Origin of the sequence: Arthrobacter sp. TWP1-1, from assembly GCF_049897845.1 — a bacterium.
Taxonomy (GTDB): domain Bacteria; phylum Actinomycetota; class Actinomycetes; order Actinomycetales; family Micrococcaceae; genus Specibacter.
The window spans coordinates 390,240-406,762 of the sequence record NZ_JAFCXC010000001.1 but is presented as its reverse complement, the minus strand read 5'-3'; the positions used below and the strand labels follow the sequence as shown (position 1 = coordinate 406,762).

General features: G+C 62.3%; 12 protein-coding genes. 8 read left to right on the top strand and 4 right to left on the bottom strand.

Annotated features, from left to right (window positions below):
• Positions 1–22: 22 nt before the first annotated feature.
• Entirely contained in the window at positions 23–1,876 is a 1,854-nt protein-coding gene (locus ACP7B9_RS01920) for a glycoside hydrolase family 35 protein (RefSeq protein WP_425860235.1), read from the bottom strand.
• Positions 1,877–2,100: 224 nt separating this feature from the next.
• Between ACP7B9_RS01920 and ACP7B9_RS01915 the strand changes: the two genes are divergently transcribed.
• Positions 2,101–3,123 carry a LacI family DNA-binding transcriptional regulator gene (locus tag ACP7B9_RS01915; protein WP_425860234.1) on the top strand — a complete coding sequence of 341 codons (1,023 nt, stop codon included), beginning with the start codon at positions 2,101–2,103 and terminating at the stop codon, positions 3,121–3,123.
• Between the two features lie 25 nt (positions 3,124–3,148).
• Here ACP7B9_RS01915 and ACP7B9_RS01910 read toward each other — a convergent pair whose 3' ends face one another.
• Positions 3,149–4,090, bottom strand: a complete 942-nt coding sequence (locus ACP7B9_RS01910) for an N-acetylglucosamine kinase (protein WP_425860232.1) — start codon at positions 4,088–4,090, stop codon at positions 3,149–3,151.
• A 17-nt stretch (positions 4,091–4,107) separates the two neighbouring features.
• On the opposite strand from ACP7B9_RS01910, the gene ACP7B9_RS01905 reads away from it, so the two are divergent.
• The 3 genes from ACP7B9_RS01905 (at position 4,108) to corA (ending at position 6,830) form a co-directional block, all read left to right on the top strand.
• A complete protein-coding gene (locus ACP7B9_RS01905) occupies positions 4,108–5,139 on the top strand; it encodes a nitronate monooxygenase (RefSeq protein ID WP_425860230.1) in 1,032 nt (343 codons plus the stop codon).
• 117 nt (positions 5,140–5,256) lie between these two features.
• Complete coding sequence (locus ACP7B9_RS01900; protein ID WP_425860228.1) at positions 5,257–5,772, top strand: Lrp/AsnC family transcriptional regulator; 516 nt, start codon at positions 5,257–5,259, stop codon at positions 5,770–5,772.
• A gap of 62 nt (positions 5,773–5,834) precedes the next feature.
• Entirely contained in the window at positions 5,835–6,830 is a 996-nt protein-coding gene (gene corA, locus ACP7B9_RS01895) for a magnesium/cobalt transporter CorA (RefSeq protein ID WP_425860227.1), read from the top strand.
• 42 nt (positions 6,831–6,872) lie between these two features.
• Here the strand turns inward: corA and ACP7B9_RS01890 are convergent, their stop codons facing one another.
• Complete coding sequence (locus ACP7B9_RS01890; protein ID WP_425860225.1) at positions 6,873–8,180, bottom strand: ATP-binding protein; 1,308 nt, start codon at positions 8,178–8,180, stop codon at positions 6,873–6,875.
• Positions 8,181–8,378: 198 nt separating this feature from the next.
• On the opposite strand from ACP7B9_RS01890, the gene ACP7B9_RS01885 reads away from it, so the two are divergent.
• Positions 8,379–9,014 (top strand): malonic semialdehyde reductase, encoded by a 636-nt coding sequence (locus ACP7B9_RS01885; protein WP_425860223.1) that lies wholly within the window; start codon positions 8,379–8,381, stop codon positions 9,012–9,014.
• Between the two features lie 325 nt (positions 9,015–9,339).
• Entirely contained in the window at positions 9,340–12,675 is a 3,336-nt protein-coding gene (locus ACP7B9_RS01880) for a family 20 glycosylhydrolase (protein WP_425860221.1), read from the top strand.
• A gap of 96 nt (positions 12,676–12,771) precedes the next feature.
• Here ACP7B9_RS01880 and ACP7B9_RS01875 read toward each other — a convergent pair whose 3' ends face one another.
• A complete protein-coding gene (locus ACP7B9_RS01875; RefSeq protein WP_425860219.1) occupies positions 12,772–14,679 on the bottom strand; it encodes a lipase family protein in 1,908 nt (635 codons plus the stop codon).
• A gap of 75 nt (positions 14,680–14,754) precedes the next feature.
• Here ACP7B9_RS01875 and ACP7B9_RS01870 point away from each other — a divergent pair, with 75 nt between their 5' ends.
• Together ACP7B9_RS01870 and ACP7B9_RS01865 are read left to right on the top strand one after the other, a co-directional pair.
• A complete protein-coding gene (locus ACP7B9_RS01870) occupies positions 14,755–15,750 on the top strand; it encodes a malate dehydrogenase (RefSeq protein WP_425860218.1) in 996 nt (331 codons plus the stop codon).
• 23 nt (positions 15,751–15,773) lie between these two features.
• Positions 15,774–16,520 carry a LamB/YcsF family protein gene (locus ACP7B9_RS01865; protein WP_425860216.1) on the top strand — a complete coding sequence of 249 codons (747 nt, stop codon included), beginning with the start codon at positions 15,774–15,776 and terminating at the stop codon, positions 16,518–16,520.
• Positions 16,521–16,523 lie beyond the last annotated feature (3 nt).

Here is a 16,523-nt window from a genome sequence, read left to right as displayed (position 1 = left end):
TGGTCTGTGGCTGGTTTCTTGCTTAGCCCAAATCCTCAACATACGTTACCCCGACGGCGCCCAAGTCAGGTTCCGTGCGGAACTCAGCATGGGTTCCACCGTGCTCAAGTTCAAGCACTGTGACGGTGTTGATTCCAGCTTTGAGCAGCGGCGCCGGCAGGTAGAGCGTGATCTGCGGCCCCACTTCCCAGAAACGGCCAAGGAGGAAGTCATTGATCCAGATAAGCCCCTTGCCAAAGCCAGGAAGCGCCACATAGCTATCGGCCGGCTCGTCAACGTCCAACTCGCCGTGGAAGAAGCCCGTACCGAGCGCAGGGCCATCGGCGACCTCCGCGACCTCGGTTGCCTCCGTTGCCGCCATTTCCAGCAGCTCGGCCAGCGGCTTGTCCAGATCGATGGCCCGCTGCTCCCAATGGAAGACGTAGCGCTGGTTGACCAGAACACCGTCAAGGATGCCCTTGCCCTGGCCAAAGAAGGGCCCGTAGTTGATGCGGCCCTGATTCTCAACGAGAATTTCAAGGCGGGCAGGCACACCTGCGCCTGTGACCGTGAGGCCGGTCTCTCCGGTACCATCGCTCAGAACACCGGCAAAGACGTTGTCCACCCAGATGTAGGCCCGGTCATGGAGACCGCGGATCTTGATGGTTCCCTCACCCGATGGCAGGACGGCCTTGGCACTGTAGTGGACCATGCCGCGATCGAGGCCAAGCTGTTCAAAGGACAGCGGCTTGACGCTGGACACCGGATGTTCGGCGCGTACAAAGTCCAACAGCGCCGTTCGGTGAGTCAGCTCAACGGTGGCGGCAGGAAGCGTGGGTGCCGGACGTTGGAGGCGTTCCGGCACGGCAGTGAGCTCACGGCCCGAGGCCGCATGGAAGGCGGCACGCATGGCGTGGAATTTCTCGGTCAGGCGACCGTCCTCGGCGATGGGCGCGTCAGAGTCGTAGCTTGTCACTGTTGGCTGAATGACGCCGTCGTGGTTGGCACCGGAGCCCAGACCGAAGTTGGTTCCACCGTGAGCCATGTACAGGCAGATCGAGCCGCCCACATCTAGGATCTTTGTGGCCTCCGCTGCCGCCTCTACGCTGGCACGGGTGTGGTGATCTTCGCTCCAGTGGTCAAACCAGCCATTCCAGAATTCCACGTTGAAGAAGGGCTCGCCGGGTCGCCGGCGCTCCCAAATTTCGTCGGCTTCCTGGCCACGGGAGCCGAGCGTAGCCGTTGCCCACGTGTCCGGCAGGGCGCCGCCGTCAAGGAAATAGTCCGTGCCGCCGTCGGCCGTGAACAGGATTTCACTGATGCCGCCATCAATGAGAGCCTGTCGGTTCCAGCGCAGGTAGGCCTGATCATCACCGTAGCTGCCGTATTCATTTTCGATCTGGACGGCGATGACCGGTCCGCCATGACAGGCCTGAAGCGGCTCGATGACGGGAAGCAGGTGCGCAAACCATTCCTCGACGGCGCCGGTGAATAGCGGGTCGGAGGAGCGCAGCACCATCTCCGGGTTGGAAATGGCCCACGCCGGGAATCCGCCGTTGTCCCACTCGGCGCAAATGTACGGCCCTGGCCGGACAATGACATCCAAGCCCGCGTCACCGGCCAGGGTAATGAACCGGGCCAGATCCTTCCACCCCGTGAAATCAGGCGCGGCATCCTTGTGGGGCTGGTGAAAATTCCAGGCCACATAGGTATCCAGCGTATTGACGCCCAGCGCCACGAGCCGATCGATGCGGTCCTGCCACTGCTCCGGATGGATCCGGAAATAGTGGACGGCTCCGGCGATGATGCGGTGCGGTTCACCATTCTTGAACAGCTGGCGATCGGCATAGCTCAGCGCCGGGGCAGCTGCATCTTGCAGGGTGGCGAAAGTAGACAACTAATCTCCTGGCACTAGTGATTCGAACTAATGATTCGAAATGAGGGCAAAACTTCTGTTATCGATAACAATATTACGCACTATCAGACCATGAATGTCACGAATTCATGCCCAACTGCATGAGTTCACGGTATGTTACAAGTAAACATTCAGGAATCACCCTGGTAGTTTTTCACAGTTGGTGACGCCAACCCGCAAGCCTAGCCCAGCCGAGAAGGAACTCAATGAGCGCGCAGCAATACACACGTGGTCCGTCAATGCGTGACGTCGCGACCGCAGCCGGGGTATCCGCGCAGACCATTTCTCGTGTGCTCAACGATCATCCCAACGTGCAGGAAAGCACCCGCCGTCGGGTGCTAGCCGTGGTCGAAGAGCTTGGGTACCGCAGGAACAACACGGCCCGGGCGCTGGTGACCGGGCGCTCCAAGACCATTGGCGTGCTGACCCTCGCCACGAACAATTTCTCGAAGGCCGCCCTGGCCCTCGGCGTGGAGCTCGGCGCACGCGAGGCCGGTTACACCGTCAACGCCGTGACCTCCGACCTCACCGTTCAGGGGTTGACGGACGCCGTTGGCCGCTTGGTCCTCCAGGGCGTGGACGGCATCATCATTGCGGCCCCACTGCAGGAGGCGGCGGAACAGATCAATAAGCTCACCGCCCGAATCCCCACGATCAATACCGATGGTTCCTCGAGCATGGGCGAGCGCATGGTGGGTGTGGATCAGGACATCGCCGCCGTTCTCGCCACCCAGCACCTGCTGGACCTGGGGCACAAAACGGTGTGGCATGTGGCCGGACCCAACGAATGGTCGGATGCGGCAAGCCGCCTGAACAGCTGGCGACGGACCCTCCTGGAAGCTGGCTGCGAGGTTCCACCCGAGCTGCATGGCGATTGGAGCCCCGAATCGGGCTATCACAACGGGCTCATCCTTGGCCGCATGCCGGAGGTCACGGCAATCTTTGTTGCCAGCGATGAAATGGCCTTCGGAGTGCTCCGGGCGCTGGCTGAACTCGGCCGTCGTGTTCCGGAAGAAGTCTCCGTGGTGGGTATCGATGACATCGATCTGGCCGCGTATTCAAACCCGCCGCTGACGACAGTTCGCCAATCCTTCGAGGACACCGGACGACGCGCCGTGCTACGCCTAGTGGCCCAGATCGCCGACCCCAACATCAACAGCACCCACGATTTGGTGGCACCAACCTTGATGGTCCGCGGCAGCACCGCTCCCCCGTCGGCTGAGAACTAACAGCTGGCTGTGGGCTAACAGCCGACTAGTTCGGCCCCGCAGTCAAGGCCTGCGCCTGGGCAACCAGCAGCGGGATGCCGAAGATGGGGTCCTGGGCCAGAATATGCACGTCAGTGATGCCCCGCTTGGAAAGGTGAGCCCTGAAAGCATCTTGGAGTGCCGGGACATTACTGCCCAGGCCACTGCCAAGCACGATGGGGCCGGAAATGCTCAACTGACCGGCGACCTTTGCGGCCATCCCGGCCAGATCAGCGGCGGCCTGGTCCACCAACGCCAGAGCATGTTCGTGGCCCCGCGCGGCAGCAGCAAAAATGACAGGTGAGGAAGCGGCCCAGTAGCGGCGCGTGGTGCCCTGGTGGAAGTGGGCGATCAATTCCTCAGGTGAGCCAAGCCCGCAATAGTCCAGCAGCGCCACTGTGAGTTCGTCGGCCGGCTCGCCCGAGTCCATGCGCCGCAAGCTGTGGCGGACCGCCTCCCGACCAAGCCAATAGCCGCTGCCTTCATCGCCGAGCAGATATCCCCAGCCACCGGCACGGGCCTCAACCCCAGCCGCGTTGACTCCCCATGCGGCCGATCCCGTTCCGGCAATCACTGCAACACCCTCGATTGCCCCCGCGGCGGCAAGCAAGAGGCGGGTGTCATGCACAACTGTCGCCTTGGCGCCTGGCACGAAAGGAGTGATCAAGGCGCGCAAGGCTGCGGCGTCGTCGTCCGTGTCAACGCCGCCTGCACCGGCAAAAACCTCGGTGGCGCCGTTCGCGTCAAGGGTGTCGAAAAGTTGCGTCATGTTTTCCCGGGCTATCTCCGGGCTCACGTTCTGGACGTTGGTGCTGCCAACGCTGAAATCGGAGGTGACGGCGCCGTCGGTCCATACGATGCCCCGGGTTTTGGAGCCGCCAATATCAAGCCCTACGAAGCGCGCAGGATACTTCGGTGAGTTCGGTGAGTTTAGGGGGGTAGTGTCCACAGAACTAGACTAATGCCATGTTCATCACACCCTTGATCGCCGCACCCATGGCCGGTGGAACCACGACGGCGGAGCTCGCCTTGGCCACCCACGGCGCCGGCGCGTTCGCCTTCGCCGCCGGTGGCTACAAGAGCGCTGGGCAGCTTGCCACCCACCTTGCGCCGTTGCGCGCGGCGGGCATCGACTTCGGCGTGAACTTGTTTGTCCCCCGAACGTCACCACCGACTGCCAGCGAGTCCGCAGCTTTGGCCGCCTACCGCACGGAATTAAGTGAAACAGCGGGGCGGTATGGTGCCGAGGTGCCCGATCTGGTTCTGGCGGAAGACGATCCGCGGGTCCAGGATTATTGGGCCGAGAAGCTCGATCTGCTGCTGGCCGATCCGGTCGCCATGGTCAGCTTCACCTTCGGTCTGGCGCCCGTTCGGATTGTGGCGCAACTGCAGAAGGCGGGCACCCAGGTGGTGGCCTCGGTGACAAGCGTGGCGGAGGCGCGGGCCGCCGTCGAAACGGGCGTCGATGCCCTCTTGGTCCAACATTCCAGTGCCGGCGGACACACCGCGGCGTTTCTCCCGGGCGCAGGCGCGGCCGATACCGCCACCTTGCCGGAGCTCGTTGCGGCCGTCCGGGCCGCAGTGACGCTTCCTCTGGTTGGCGCCGGCGGCATTGCCAGCGCAGCGGATGTGAAGGCTGTCTTGGCAGCTGGTGCCGAGGCTGCAGCCATCGGCACGGCCCTGATCCGTACAGCTGAAAGCGGTGCACGCCCCCTTCACAAGGACGCACTGGCGGATCCTCTCTACACTCGCACTGCCATGACGCGAGCCTTCACGGGCAAGCCGGCCCGCGCACTTGTCAATGAGTTTGTCCGCGACCATTCAGAATCCGCACCGCACGCCTACCCGGAAGTACATTTCCTGACGGCTCCCTTGCGCGCGGCTGCTTCCGCCGCACAGGACCCGCGAGCCCTGAATCTTTGGGCAGGTTCGGGCTGGAAGTCCGCCCAAAGCGGGCCCGCAGCAGATGTGATCAAGGAATTCCTGCAGGGCCTCTAAGATTCCCTGAACCCGCCCCGCATTGTTCGGTTATTCGGTAATTTGCTAGTATGGCGAACTATCGACTGCCACGCTCGGCGGAGATGGACAGCATCATCATGAATCTTGGAGGATCCCATGGCATCAGCGACGAAGAACGTTCGGCGAGAACAGCCTCAGGGGCCCCAAACACCCGAGACGCTGGACGCCGTCGACCGCCAGATTATCGACACATTGGTTTCGGATGCCCGCATCACGAACCGGGACCTGGCGGACGCTGTGGGGATCGCGCCGTCGACCGCGTTGATGCGCACGCGCGCGCTCATGGAACGCGGGGCCATCGAGGGCTTTGAGGCCAAGCTGAATCTTGCCTCGATTGGCAGGGCGGTGCAGGCCCTGATCGCCGTGCGGCTGCGCGCCCACGACAGGGACCAGATCGATACCTTTACCGCACGCGTTCCCCTGCTGCCCGAGGTGCTTTCCACTTTTCACACCTCAGGATCCGTGGACTACCTGCTGCACATTGCCGTCCGCGACACCGATGCCCTGCGCGATTGGGTTTTGGATAACCTGACAACCGATCCAGTGGTGGGTCACACCGAAACCACCCTGGTGTTCAAGCACATTCCGGGACACACCGGCCCGCTGGACTGACTCGACGAAGCGGCGCCGAGCCGTCGCACACGTTTTCGCCCCGGCTCATCCATAATGGGCAGGTGACCATCATTGATAATGCCGTGTACGTGGACGGCTTGCGCTTCGCTAACCCGCACAGCCTCGAGCAGACATATGAGGTGATGGACTCCTGCGGCGGAATGGCCTGGATCGGCATGTTCCGCCCGGATGCTGCCGAGATGAAGTCCCTCGCCGCCGAGTTTTCGCTTCATGAGCTGGCGGTTGAGGACACCATCATGGCTCACCAGCGTCCCAAGCTGGAGAGGTACGACGACGTCCTCTTCACCGTGCTTCGGCCCGCCAGATACATCGATGAGGATGAAACGGTGGAGTTTGGCGAACTACACATCTTCACCGGCAAGGACTTTGTGGTCACGATTCGCCACGCTGAAACCCCTGGTCTCTCCTCCACCAGGACCAGGCTCGAAGCCGATCCGGCACTCTTGGCTATGGGTCCCGAAGCTGTGCTTTATGCGATCGTGGACCAAGTGGTCGATGACTACCAGCCGGTGGTCAACGGCCTGGAAAATGACATTGATGAGATCGAGGACCAGCTCTTTGCCGGCGATCCCAACGTCTCCCGCCGCATCTACCAACTTTCCCGCGAGGTCATCCAATTCCAGCGGGCCATCCATCCACTGCGCGACATGCTCGAGCGGCTCAAGGGCGGCTTCGCCAAGTATCAGGTCAACGTTGAGCTCCAGCGCTACCTTCGCGACGTCGAAGACCATGTTGAATCAGTGACCGCCAGGGCAGACTCGTTTCGGCAGTTGTTGCAAAACGCGCTAACGGTCGACGGAACACTGACTACCAACCGTCAAAACGAGGCGAGTGCCGCAGAGAACCAACAGATGAAGAAAATCTCCTCCTGGGCCGCCATCTTGTTCGCACCGTCTTTTGTTGGATCCATCTACGGCATGAATTTTGATCACATGCCCGAGCTTCATTGGGCGTTCGGTTACCCCTTCGCCTTGGCCCTGATGTTCCTCGTCGGCTTGGGCATGTACATCATCTTCAAGAGGAAGACCTGGCTCTAGCTGTTACGCAGGCTAAGTCTATTCAGGCTAGGTCTATTCAGGCTAGGTCCTAGCCAGTGCGGCGATATCCTCCAGGAAGTCCGCGGCCACCGCATCGCTGACGGTTGCCTTCGTCTCGGCAATGGTCTCAAGGTAATCGGCCGTCACCGGACCTCGGACTGTTGATCGGCGACTGGCGAGGCCGGCGGGGTCACCGCCGTCGAACATGGCCTTTTCCAACGCACGTTGGGACGCACTGCGGGCCGCAAACTCAATGTCGGCAGGTGAGAACCCGCCACTGGCCTTGACCAACGTCGCCACGTCAATATTTTCCAGCACGTGCGCGGGAATGAAACGGTTCCACATGGCTGTGCGCGCCTCGTCGTCGGGCAGTCCAATAGGGATGACGTAGTCAAAGCGGCCGTGCCGCAGGAACGCCGAGTCCAATGAGCGGATGAAGTTCGTGGCGCACACCAGCAGCCGCCCGGGTTGCTCGCGAAACGCCGGAATGATCTTCAGGAGCTCGTTCGTGACGCCTTGCATGGGGGATGGCTGGTCCCCCGAACGCTGCGAAGCGATCTCCTCGACCTCGTCGATGAACACCACGGCGTGCTCCAGTTCCGCAATTTCTAGGAAGGTTCGGCGCAGGGCCCCGGCCAAGCCGCCGGGCTCTCCGGCCAACCGCGATGGGAACACCTCAACAAACGGCCACTCCAGACGCGAGGCAATCGCTTTGGCAAAGGTTGTCTTTCCCGTTCCGGGAGGGCCAAAAAGTACGACGGCGCGGGGCGGCACCACACCGAATTCTTCCGCCAGCGTGGACTCGGCCAGAGGCATGACGAGGCGCCGCTCAAGGAGTTCCTTTTCGGCGGCCATGCCGGCCACCCGATCCCAGAGGTCGCGGGGCAAAAGCCTGCCACCCAGCTCCTCCAGCGCGGCGAGTTCGGCTCGCTGGACGGGGATGCGGCGCTCAAAATAGCGCAAGTTCTTTTTCACCACGAAGCCGCGGTTACTGAAGGCCTCAACACGGGTTTCCGTCTCCGGCATGAGTGCCGAGAGTTTGTTTAGGCCGTGCGCGGCCATCCGGTTTTCCACGGCGGCCAGCAACAAGGTGCCAATGCCGTTGCCCCGGAACTCGGGCAGGGTTGCTAGGAAAACGATCCAACCCTGATCGTGGGCCGCCCTACCTACTGCGGCGCCAATAACGTACTCGCCCTGCACCGCCACCACGGCATGGTCCTTTTCGCAGGAAGCTAGAACCTCGGCCAGATCATAGACGGGTTCCACACCATTTTCTCGCAACGACTGCCACAGCTGGAGGATGCCCTCAACATCCTGCGGGTGAAAATCACGGATGATCCAAGCTGTCATGTAATTGCCGCTCCTTTGCGCTAACCACGTCACGGCACCCTCGCCCCGTCACTGCATCATGACATAGTGCGGCGAGCCCGCCCAGCAAGGTCCGCCCTTTGACCGTGCCGAAACTCACACCTAAAGCGGAAACAAGCGGGAGCTCTTCAACGCTGTGCATCTATGAGAACAACATCTTCAGCAACAGAAAGCCGGCTCATGAGCATTGACATCACCACCGAAATCGATCTTGACTCGCAGCTCACCCTCGACAGCGACGCCACGGCGGCACTGTTCCTGGATGCCCGCACGGCCAATAGCTGGTCCGATGAGGAGATTTCAGACGAAACCCTGCAGGCCGTTTACGCCCTGACCAAGATGGGACCCACCGCATTCAACGCCCAGCCCCTGCGCATAACCTGGGTTCGATCGGCCGAGGCTCGCGAGCGCTTGGCTGAGCACATGATGGACGGCAACAAGGCCAAGACCCTGACGGCTCACATGGTGGCAGTGTTGAGCTTCAACACCGAATGGCACTCCCTGCTGCCCACCACGGCGCCGCACATGGCCGACATGCTGATGCCCATGTTCGAGGCAAACGCTGAAAGCCGCACCACAATGGGCAACAACAACGCACATGTGCAGGCCGGCTACTTCATCTTGGCAGCCCGCGCCGCAGGTTTGGCAGTTGGCCCCATGACAGGCTTCAACCCCGCCGGTGTTGACGCCGAGTTCAACGCAGATTCCACCCACAAGTCCTTCATGGTGATCAACCTGGGCAAGCCGGCCGGCCAGCCCAGCACCCACGACCGTCTGCACCGCTTGGACTTCGACCTGGCCACCGTAACGTTGTAAATCTGTTCCACTGTTTTCCAGTCCAGCAGCTCTGACTGCGGACTGCTCTTCTCGCAAGCGCGCTGTCCTCGTTTTTCACGAAGGGCAGCGCGCTTTTGCGTACCCAATCCACGAACGGCACCGCCGGGCGCCGATCACCCGCGTAATGGCATGGCGCTTTTTCACGGCTCCGACGCTCTCCGCCGTCCATTTCAGATGCCACGCTCAAGCTGTGGCGCCGTACTACGAGCCCGCCGGGCAGTTAATAACCTTCCCATAAGGGTGTGATATGGATAACATGAGCGCAGTGTGACCTAGATCCCTCATTTCGAAAAAGGATGAACACATGCACTCCTCGTGGAAGACGCCGTTGAAGAAGACCTTAGCGATGGCGGTGGTGGCTCCGGCCATGCTGCTGACGATGGCGGCGCCTCCGTCGATGGCCGCCCCCAGCGATCCTGTCGCAAACAACGCCGTCGCAAGCAATCCCGTCGCAAGGAATGTTGCGCTGGCCTCGGCCGGCACGGCCGTCACCTCCTCCGGCGATGAGACGCCCGGACGCAACGGCACAGCCTTGGCGACCGACGGCGACCCCGCCACGCGTTGGTCCTCCAACGCGGCAAACGACGCCCGGATCACTCTCAAGCTTGCGGCCCCAACGGTGATTGACCATGTCAGTATCGAGTGGGAAACGGCGTGTGCAGCGAAATACAAGCTTCAGGTGTCCACCGACGGAATCACCTTTGTGGACGCCACCGACGTCATTTCCCCTACGTGCGACGCACGTGACACCCAGAAGCTCTTCGCCTCGCTCGCGTCCACACCGTACCAATACGTCCGGATGCAGGGCATTGACCGCACGCCGATCGGCGGCATCAAGTACGGTATGTCCATGTGGGAATTTGAGGTTTGGGATGGGCCGGAAGCCGCTGCACCGGTACCCTCCGAAGGCGTGAATCTCATTCCGCTTCCGGTCAATCTAGCAACTCCGGACGAGGCACCCTTCACGCTGGGCGTCGGCTCCCGGATCGTGGCGAACAACGCTGAGACGAAGAAGACCGCCGACTACTTGGCCGCGATTTTCCGCACCTCCACCGGGCTGGCGCTGCCAGTGGTGACAGGCACCTCAGGTGACGCGGACGACGTCGTGCTTCTTCAGACACCGGGCGAGATCCCCAACCTCGGTGCCCAGCTGCAGTCCGAGGCCTACAAGCTCACGGTGGACGCCGCCACAGGAGTCAAGATCACCTCGCCAACCAGCGACGGGGTCTTCAACGGCATCCAGACGCTGCGCCAACTATTCCCAGCCTTCATTGAATCCAAGCAGAAGGTCATCGCGGACTGGAGCGCACCCGCCGTCGAAATTTCTGACGCACCGCGCTTCGACAAACGCGGCATGATGCTTGACGTGGCCCGCGATTTCAAGCGCCCCGACGAAGTCAAGAACATCATCGATTCCCTGGCCGCCTACAAGATTTCCACGCTCCACATGCATCTGGCCGACGATCAAGGCTGGCGCATCCAGATCACCAACGACGGCAGGGCGGCGGGCGACACGATTGACTACGAACTGCTGACCGGCATCTCCGGCAAGACGGCTGTGACGAAGAATCTCAGTTACCAGGATGAACTCGGGCATACCGGTTTCTACACCCAGAAAGAATACAAAGACATCGTGGCCTATGCGGCCTCGCGCCACATTGAAATCATTCCGGAAATAGATGTCCCCGGGCACACCTCCGCAATCCTCCACGCCATCCCGGAGTTGAACACCGCCGGAACCAAGCCCGGCGTGGACGAGTGGGGCGTTGTCCCCGCAGACGGCACCGGCAACGTGGGCGGTTCCACCCTTGACGTTGCCGCACCCGTGACCTGGACGTTCTTGGAGCACGTGTTCGGCCAGATCGCCGGCATGACCACCAGCGATTACGTCCACATCGGCGGCGACGAGTCCCACGTGACCGGCCACGACAACTACGTCGAGTTCGTTACCAAGACCGTGCAGATTATTCACGACCTGGGCAAGAAGCCGATCGGCTGGAATGAGTCCGCCATTGGTGGGCTCACCGCAGGAGATGGCATCCAATACTGGACCGGCGGCACGGCGGATACCCTCAACGCCATCAAGAACAAGGGCGCCAAGCTCATGGTCTCCAACGGCTCCACTTCCTACATCGACATGAAGTACAACGCCAAGACACCGATCGGCCTGACCTGGGCCGGCACCGGGGACTTCCCTAAGTACTACGACTGGGATCCGGCCGGAACCGTCAAGGATGCCGGGGTCAAGCTGCCCGATTCGGCACTGCTCGGTGTGGAAGCGGCCCAGTGGTCCGAGACCATCCGCGGCGGGATTCAAGCTGAGTTCATGGCGTTCCCACGTGTTGTCTCCTTTGCCGAAATTGGCTGGACCCCGCAGGCGCAGCGCAACGTGAACGATTTCAAGGTGCGGATGGCCTCCATGGGTCAGCGCATGCTTGCCACCGGCACCAACTTCTACGACGGCAACCAGGCTAAATGGCGCTCCTCCATGGCCGGACTGCCCGTGGCCGTTGCCCCGGGCAAGAACCTGACCCTCAACGTTGGCCAGCTGGCGGCCCCCGGTACGAAGGCATCCGCCGACGGCTCGACCATTGCTGTCGACACCGTTGATGACGCTGACGGTGTGAGCGCCTCAAGCATTCTCGGCAACCTCGGCGTGAGCGTTGACTGGGGCGACGGTAGCGCCGCCACCCCGGCGACGATCGTTGCACTCGAGGCACGTCACTCACTTGCCGCTGGCAGCCTGTATCAGCTGCAAGGCACGCATTCCTACGCCGATGCGGGAAGTTACACGGGAACGCTGACGGCAAGCAACGGGACGACGGCGAGCTTCACCGTGGCTGTCGCCGTCGGCACGGCCGACCCTGCAACGCCGGCTGTTTGGGACTCTTCCCAAACGCCGCTTTTGGCCGTCACAAATGCCACGACCAAGGCCGGTTACCGTGCCAAAACCACGCTAAGCGGCTTCGAGCCCGGAAAGTATGTAGTGCTGACCCTTGACGGCAGCCGCGTGGGCTCGGTTCTGCCGGACGCCGAAGGCAAGCTCACCTTCCAGATGCCGGTGTACCCCGCAACGTATAGCGGTAAGTTCGACGTCGTCGCCACCCAGGTCTCCTCGACCGGGACACGTACTGCCAAGGACAGTCTGAAGGTCAAATCAAAGCTCGTTCCGCTCGATAACAAGATCCCCCAGAGCGAGCTCAGTATTGCATCGGTAACCTCGGAGGAACTCACGGGTGAAACCGCACCGAGCGGCCCAGCTACGGCTTTGTTGGACGGCAAGATTGACAGCTACTGGCACACCCAGTGGCAGGGCAGCACCACACCGTTCCCGCACAGCGTCGTCATTGACTTGGGCAAGAGCTACGCTGTCACCGGCTTTGAATACACTCAGCGCCAGTCCAACTCCAATGGCAAGATCAAGGACTTCGAACTCTACGTATCCGACAGCCCCACCGAGTTTGGCGCCAAGGTTACCTCCGGAACGTTCCTTGATGTGACCGGTTCACAGATCACCGCTATTTCCGGTGGGAAAGTCGGCCGCTACGTGAAGCTCACAGCATTGAACTCCATTGCGGGCAACGCATTTGCCGGCGGCGCCGAAATCAACATCGGAGGAAAGGCTCCCGGCGTCCGCTGAACCCACAGCTAAAGCTACAGCGGGGCCCATCAATTCACCTTGGTGGGCCCCGCTGGCGTTATGCATCAGGGTGGCGTTCTAGGGCAGACTGGCGCTCTAGGGCAAGTCCGCGCAATCGCTGGTGGCAGGCTTACCGTCGATGCGGTCCTGAGTCCAGGACAACAGATCGCCGATCAGAGGCGAATCAGGGGACACAACTCCCATGTGGTCCTTGCCGGCATACTTCTTGTATTCGAGTTCCTGCCCGGCCTTGCACCGTGCGGCAACGTAGGCGTCCTGCACATCCGGAATCACGAGAGTATCAGCGGCGCCCTGGGCTATGAACAAGGGCGCCGAAATGGCCAGCACAGGTGTGTTCTCGCGCAGCCGCTCCCCCATGGCGCCGGTGGTGGGGTCCTTGGCGAAGATGGTTTTGTCTTTGTCGATGGCAATGGCGTTGATCAAGGACACCAAGACCCCAGGCTCCGACAAGCAACGTGTGGACATTTCACGCACAAACGTTCTGGCCACCGGCGTGATGTATTCGTTGAAGGAAACGTCTGGATAGCTGTCGGCATAGGCAGCAGCAACATAGGAGGCAAACACGCTGCCGCCGGCAATGTTGGGCATGTTTTCCACCAAGCCGATGGCGTCGCTGGCCGGGGCCATGGCCGCCACACCGCTGATCTTCACATCGGGGGCGTAGCTCGTGGCCAATCCGCCGGTCCACAATGCGGCCTGACCACCCTGCGAATGGCCCCACACGACAGTTTCTTCGGCCATGCTCAACTCGGCCTGTTCGGCGTCGAGCGCCTTCGCCGCCCGTACCGAATCCAACACTGACCGGGCCTCACCCTGACCGATCAAATAGGGCTGCGGCCCCTTGGTGCCCAGGCCCGCATAGTCGGTAGTGACGAGCACCCACCCGTTCTCAACAACGTGATCAAGTGCTGGCAGGGCGCCCGAGTCGAAGGATGCCGACAGGTTCGATGGCGCACACGGCTCTGAATAGCCTGTGGTGCCATGCGCCCACGTGATGACGGGACGCGGCCCGCTGGCGGGCTTCAGCGATGTAAGTACGACGGCGCTGGCCACGGCCGGCGTGGAGTCGTCGCGGGTGGTGGTGTACAGAATCCGCCATGCCTTGGCGTTCTCCGGGACACCCGTGGTGAAGGGTTCGCTCTTGAGCAACTGGCCGGGCTTATCGGGAACCGTGGCCGGGGCGTCATAAAACGCGTCCACGCTGGGCGCACCACTGCGCAGCTGCGCGCCAAGTCCGGCTACGGCTATGGCGAGGACCAGCGACAACACGGCACCGATGACTCGCATCCAGCGCCGGAACGGCTTGGGTCTGGTAGTTCCCACGGCGGGAGTGGTTCCCACAGCAGGAGCGGCGGCCGTGCGCCGTCGTGCTCGCGAGAGCGTTATAGCCTCGGCGAGGGCGTTCCACATGCGGCCCAGCCCAAAGAGCAGGGTGCGGGCGCCAAAGAGGACGGCTACCAGGAGCAGTGTCACGTCCGGCCAGGCCAGCGCCACCACGCCAAAGATCAGGTCTGCGAGCGCAAGGATGATTGCCGAGACACGTTCATCGGCCGGGCGCCCTTTGCCGCGGATGGCGCCAATACCGCGGATCACGCCGGAGACTATTAGTGAGGCGGCGATGAAAACGGGCAGCACTGCCATGGCGCCACCTGCCCAGAACAGGACCACGAGGCCGGCGGCAACCCATCCCCAACCCAGCACCATCCGGATGCCCCCGGAACCGGATTTTTCAGTTTCTATCAGGTCGGAGACTCCGGAGACGATGAAGCTGGCGCCGACATAGAACGTCAGGGCACCCAAGGAAGAGAGCGGCTTGGTGGCCAGTGTGAATCCCAACCAGACGCACAGAACGCCCGCTAGGAGTACAACCCACCATGGCGCCTTGGCCAATATGCCGGGTACGGCACGGGCGCGGCCGCCCCACGTGCGTTTGGATCCCTGACCCATTGATCCCTGACTCTGCGTTTCCTGACTCTGCGACATCCAGTCCCCTTTGGTAGTTACTGCACTCCCCCGGCAGCCCGCCAGCAATTCTACCGGCGGGACTAGACTGGCTGCATGAACGCACATGCTCCAGCCCCCGTCACCGTCACGGTCACCGGGGCCGCAGGCCAAATTGGTTACGCGCTGCTGTTCCGGATTGCCTCGGGCGCCATGCTGGGCCCTGATGTCCCGGTCAAGCTGAATCTCCTTGAGGTTCCTCAGGCGGCCAAGGCGGCAGAGGGCACTGTTCTGGAATTGATGGACTGCGCGTTCCCGCTGGTCGCCGGCTTTGAGGTTTTTGACGATCCCACCAAAGCGTTCGACGGCGTCAACATCGCACTGCTCGTCGGTGCCCGTCCGCGCGGCCCAGGGATGGAACGAGCCGATCTCCTCAGCGCCAACGGAGGCATCTTCTCCGTGCAGGGCAGGGCCCTCAATGCGGGAGCAGCCAGCGATGTGAAGGTTGTTGTCGTGGGCAACCCGGCCAACACCAACGCCTTGATTGCGGCATCACACGCTCGTGACATCCCTGCGCAACGCTTTACCGCCATGACCCGGCTGGACCACGACAGGGCTGTGGCACAACTGGCAGCCAAGACCGGCGCCCCCGTCAGCAGCATCAGCAAGCTTGCCATCTGGGGCAACCACTCTGCGTCCCAGTACCCGGACATCACCCACGCGATCGTTGCCGGCACCCCGGCAACATCGTTGGTGGAACAGTCCTGGATCGCGGATGAGTTCATTCCGCGCGTGGCCAAGCGCGGCGCCGAGATCATCGCCGTACGCGGAGGCTCCTCGGCAGCGTCGGCCGCCAATGCCGCCGTCGAACATATGCGGCTTTGGGTGCAAGGCACGCCGGACGGCGACTGGACCAGCATGGCAGTCCCCTCCGATGGTTCCTATGGCGTACCGGAGGGCTTGGTCAGCTCCTTCCCCGTCACCACCAGCGGCGGCGACTACGCCATCGTCCCGGACCTGGCCATCAGCGAATTCTCCCGCACCAGGATCGACGCCTCCGTGGCGGAACTGGTTTCGGAGCGCGACGCCGTCACGGAATTGGGCCTGCTCTGACACGCTCACGCACTCCCTTGCGCATGGACCTCAATGCCGACGTCGGCGAATCGTTCGGGCAGTGGACACTCGGCGACGATGCGGCCATCATGGATCAGGTTTCCAGCGTCAGCATCGCCTGCGGCTTCCATGCGGGCGATCCAAGCACCATGCGTCAAAGTTGCGCCACCGCAGCGGCCAAGGGCGTGAGTATCGGCGCCCATCCCAGCTACCGGGATCTGGCCGGGTTCGGACGGCGCTTCATGGACATTGCTCCCCGCGAGCTCAGCAATGAACTGATCTACCAGATCGGCGCGCTGCAGGCCATGGCCCGGGCAGAGGGAACCACCGTGAGCTATGTAAAGCCGCACGGCGCCCTCTACAACGCGATAGTCCACCACACAGCACAGGCCGAAGCCGTGGTGACCGCCATGACGATCATTGACCTGCCGTTACTGGTGGCGCCAAACTCGGAGGTCCAGCGACTGGCGCTCGCCGCCGGACTCACCGTGGTGACCGAGGCTTTCGCCGACCGCGCCTACAATCCGGACGGCACGCTTGTGGCCCGCACCCAGCCCGGCGCAGTCCTGCACAGCATCGAGGCGGTGGTGGCCCAAAGCCTGGACATCGCCCTGCACCAAGAAGTCACGGCCATCGATGGCCGCCGCATTGCCGTAGACGTGCAAAGCCTGTGCGTGCACGGTGACACTCCGGGTGCCGTGGCCATGGCCGCTGCCGTCCGCACTGCCTTGCGCGACGCCGGCGTCACGATCACCAGCTTCGTCCCGTAGCGC

Bases quoted from the DNA above. Each gene is read 5' to 3' on its own strand.
- ACP7B9_RS01870 (WP_425860218.1), top strand. From the start codon at position 14,755: ATGAACGCACATGCTCCAGCCCCCGTCACCGTCACGGTCACCGGGGCC.
- ACP7B9_RS01875 (WP_425860219.1), bottom strand. From the start codon at position 14,679: ATGTCGCAGAGTCAGGAAACGCAGAGTCAGGGATCAATGGGTCAGGGA.
- ACP7B9_RS01880 (WP_425860221.1), top strand. From the start codon at position 9,340: ATGCACTCCTCGTGGAAGACGCCGTTGAAGAAGACCTTAGCGATGGCG.
- ACP7B9_RS01905 (WP_425860230.1), top strand. From the start codon at position 4,108: ATGTTCATCACACCCTTGATCGCCGCACCCATGGCCGGTGGAACCACG.
- ACP7B9_RS01915 (WP_425860234.1), top strand. From the start codon at position 2,101: ATGAGCGCGCAGCAATACACACGTGGTCCGTCAATGCGTGACGTCGCG.
- ACP7B9_RS01900 (WP_425860228.1), top strand. From the start codon at position 5,257: ATGGCATCAGCGACGAAGAACGTTCGGCGAGAACAGCCTCAGGGGCCC.
- ACP7B9_RS01865 (WP_425860216.1), top strand. From the start codon at position 15,774: ATGGACCTCAATGCCGACGTCGGCGAATCGTTCGGGCAGTGGACACTC.
- ACP7B9_RS01885 (WP_425860223.1), top strand. From the start codon at position 8,379: ATGAGCATTGACATCACCACCGAAATCGATCTTGACTCGCAGCTCACC.
- ACP7B9_RS01890 (WP_425860225.1), bottom strand. From the start codon at position 8,180: ATGACAGCTTGGATCATCCGTGATTTTCACCCGCAGGATGTTGAGGGC.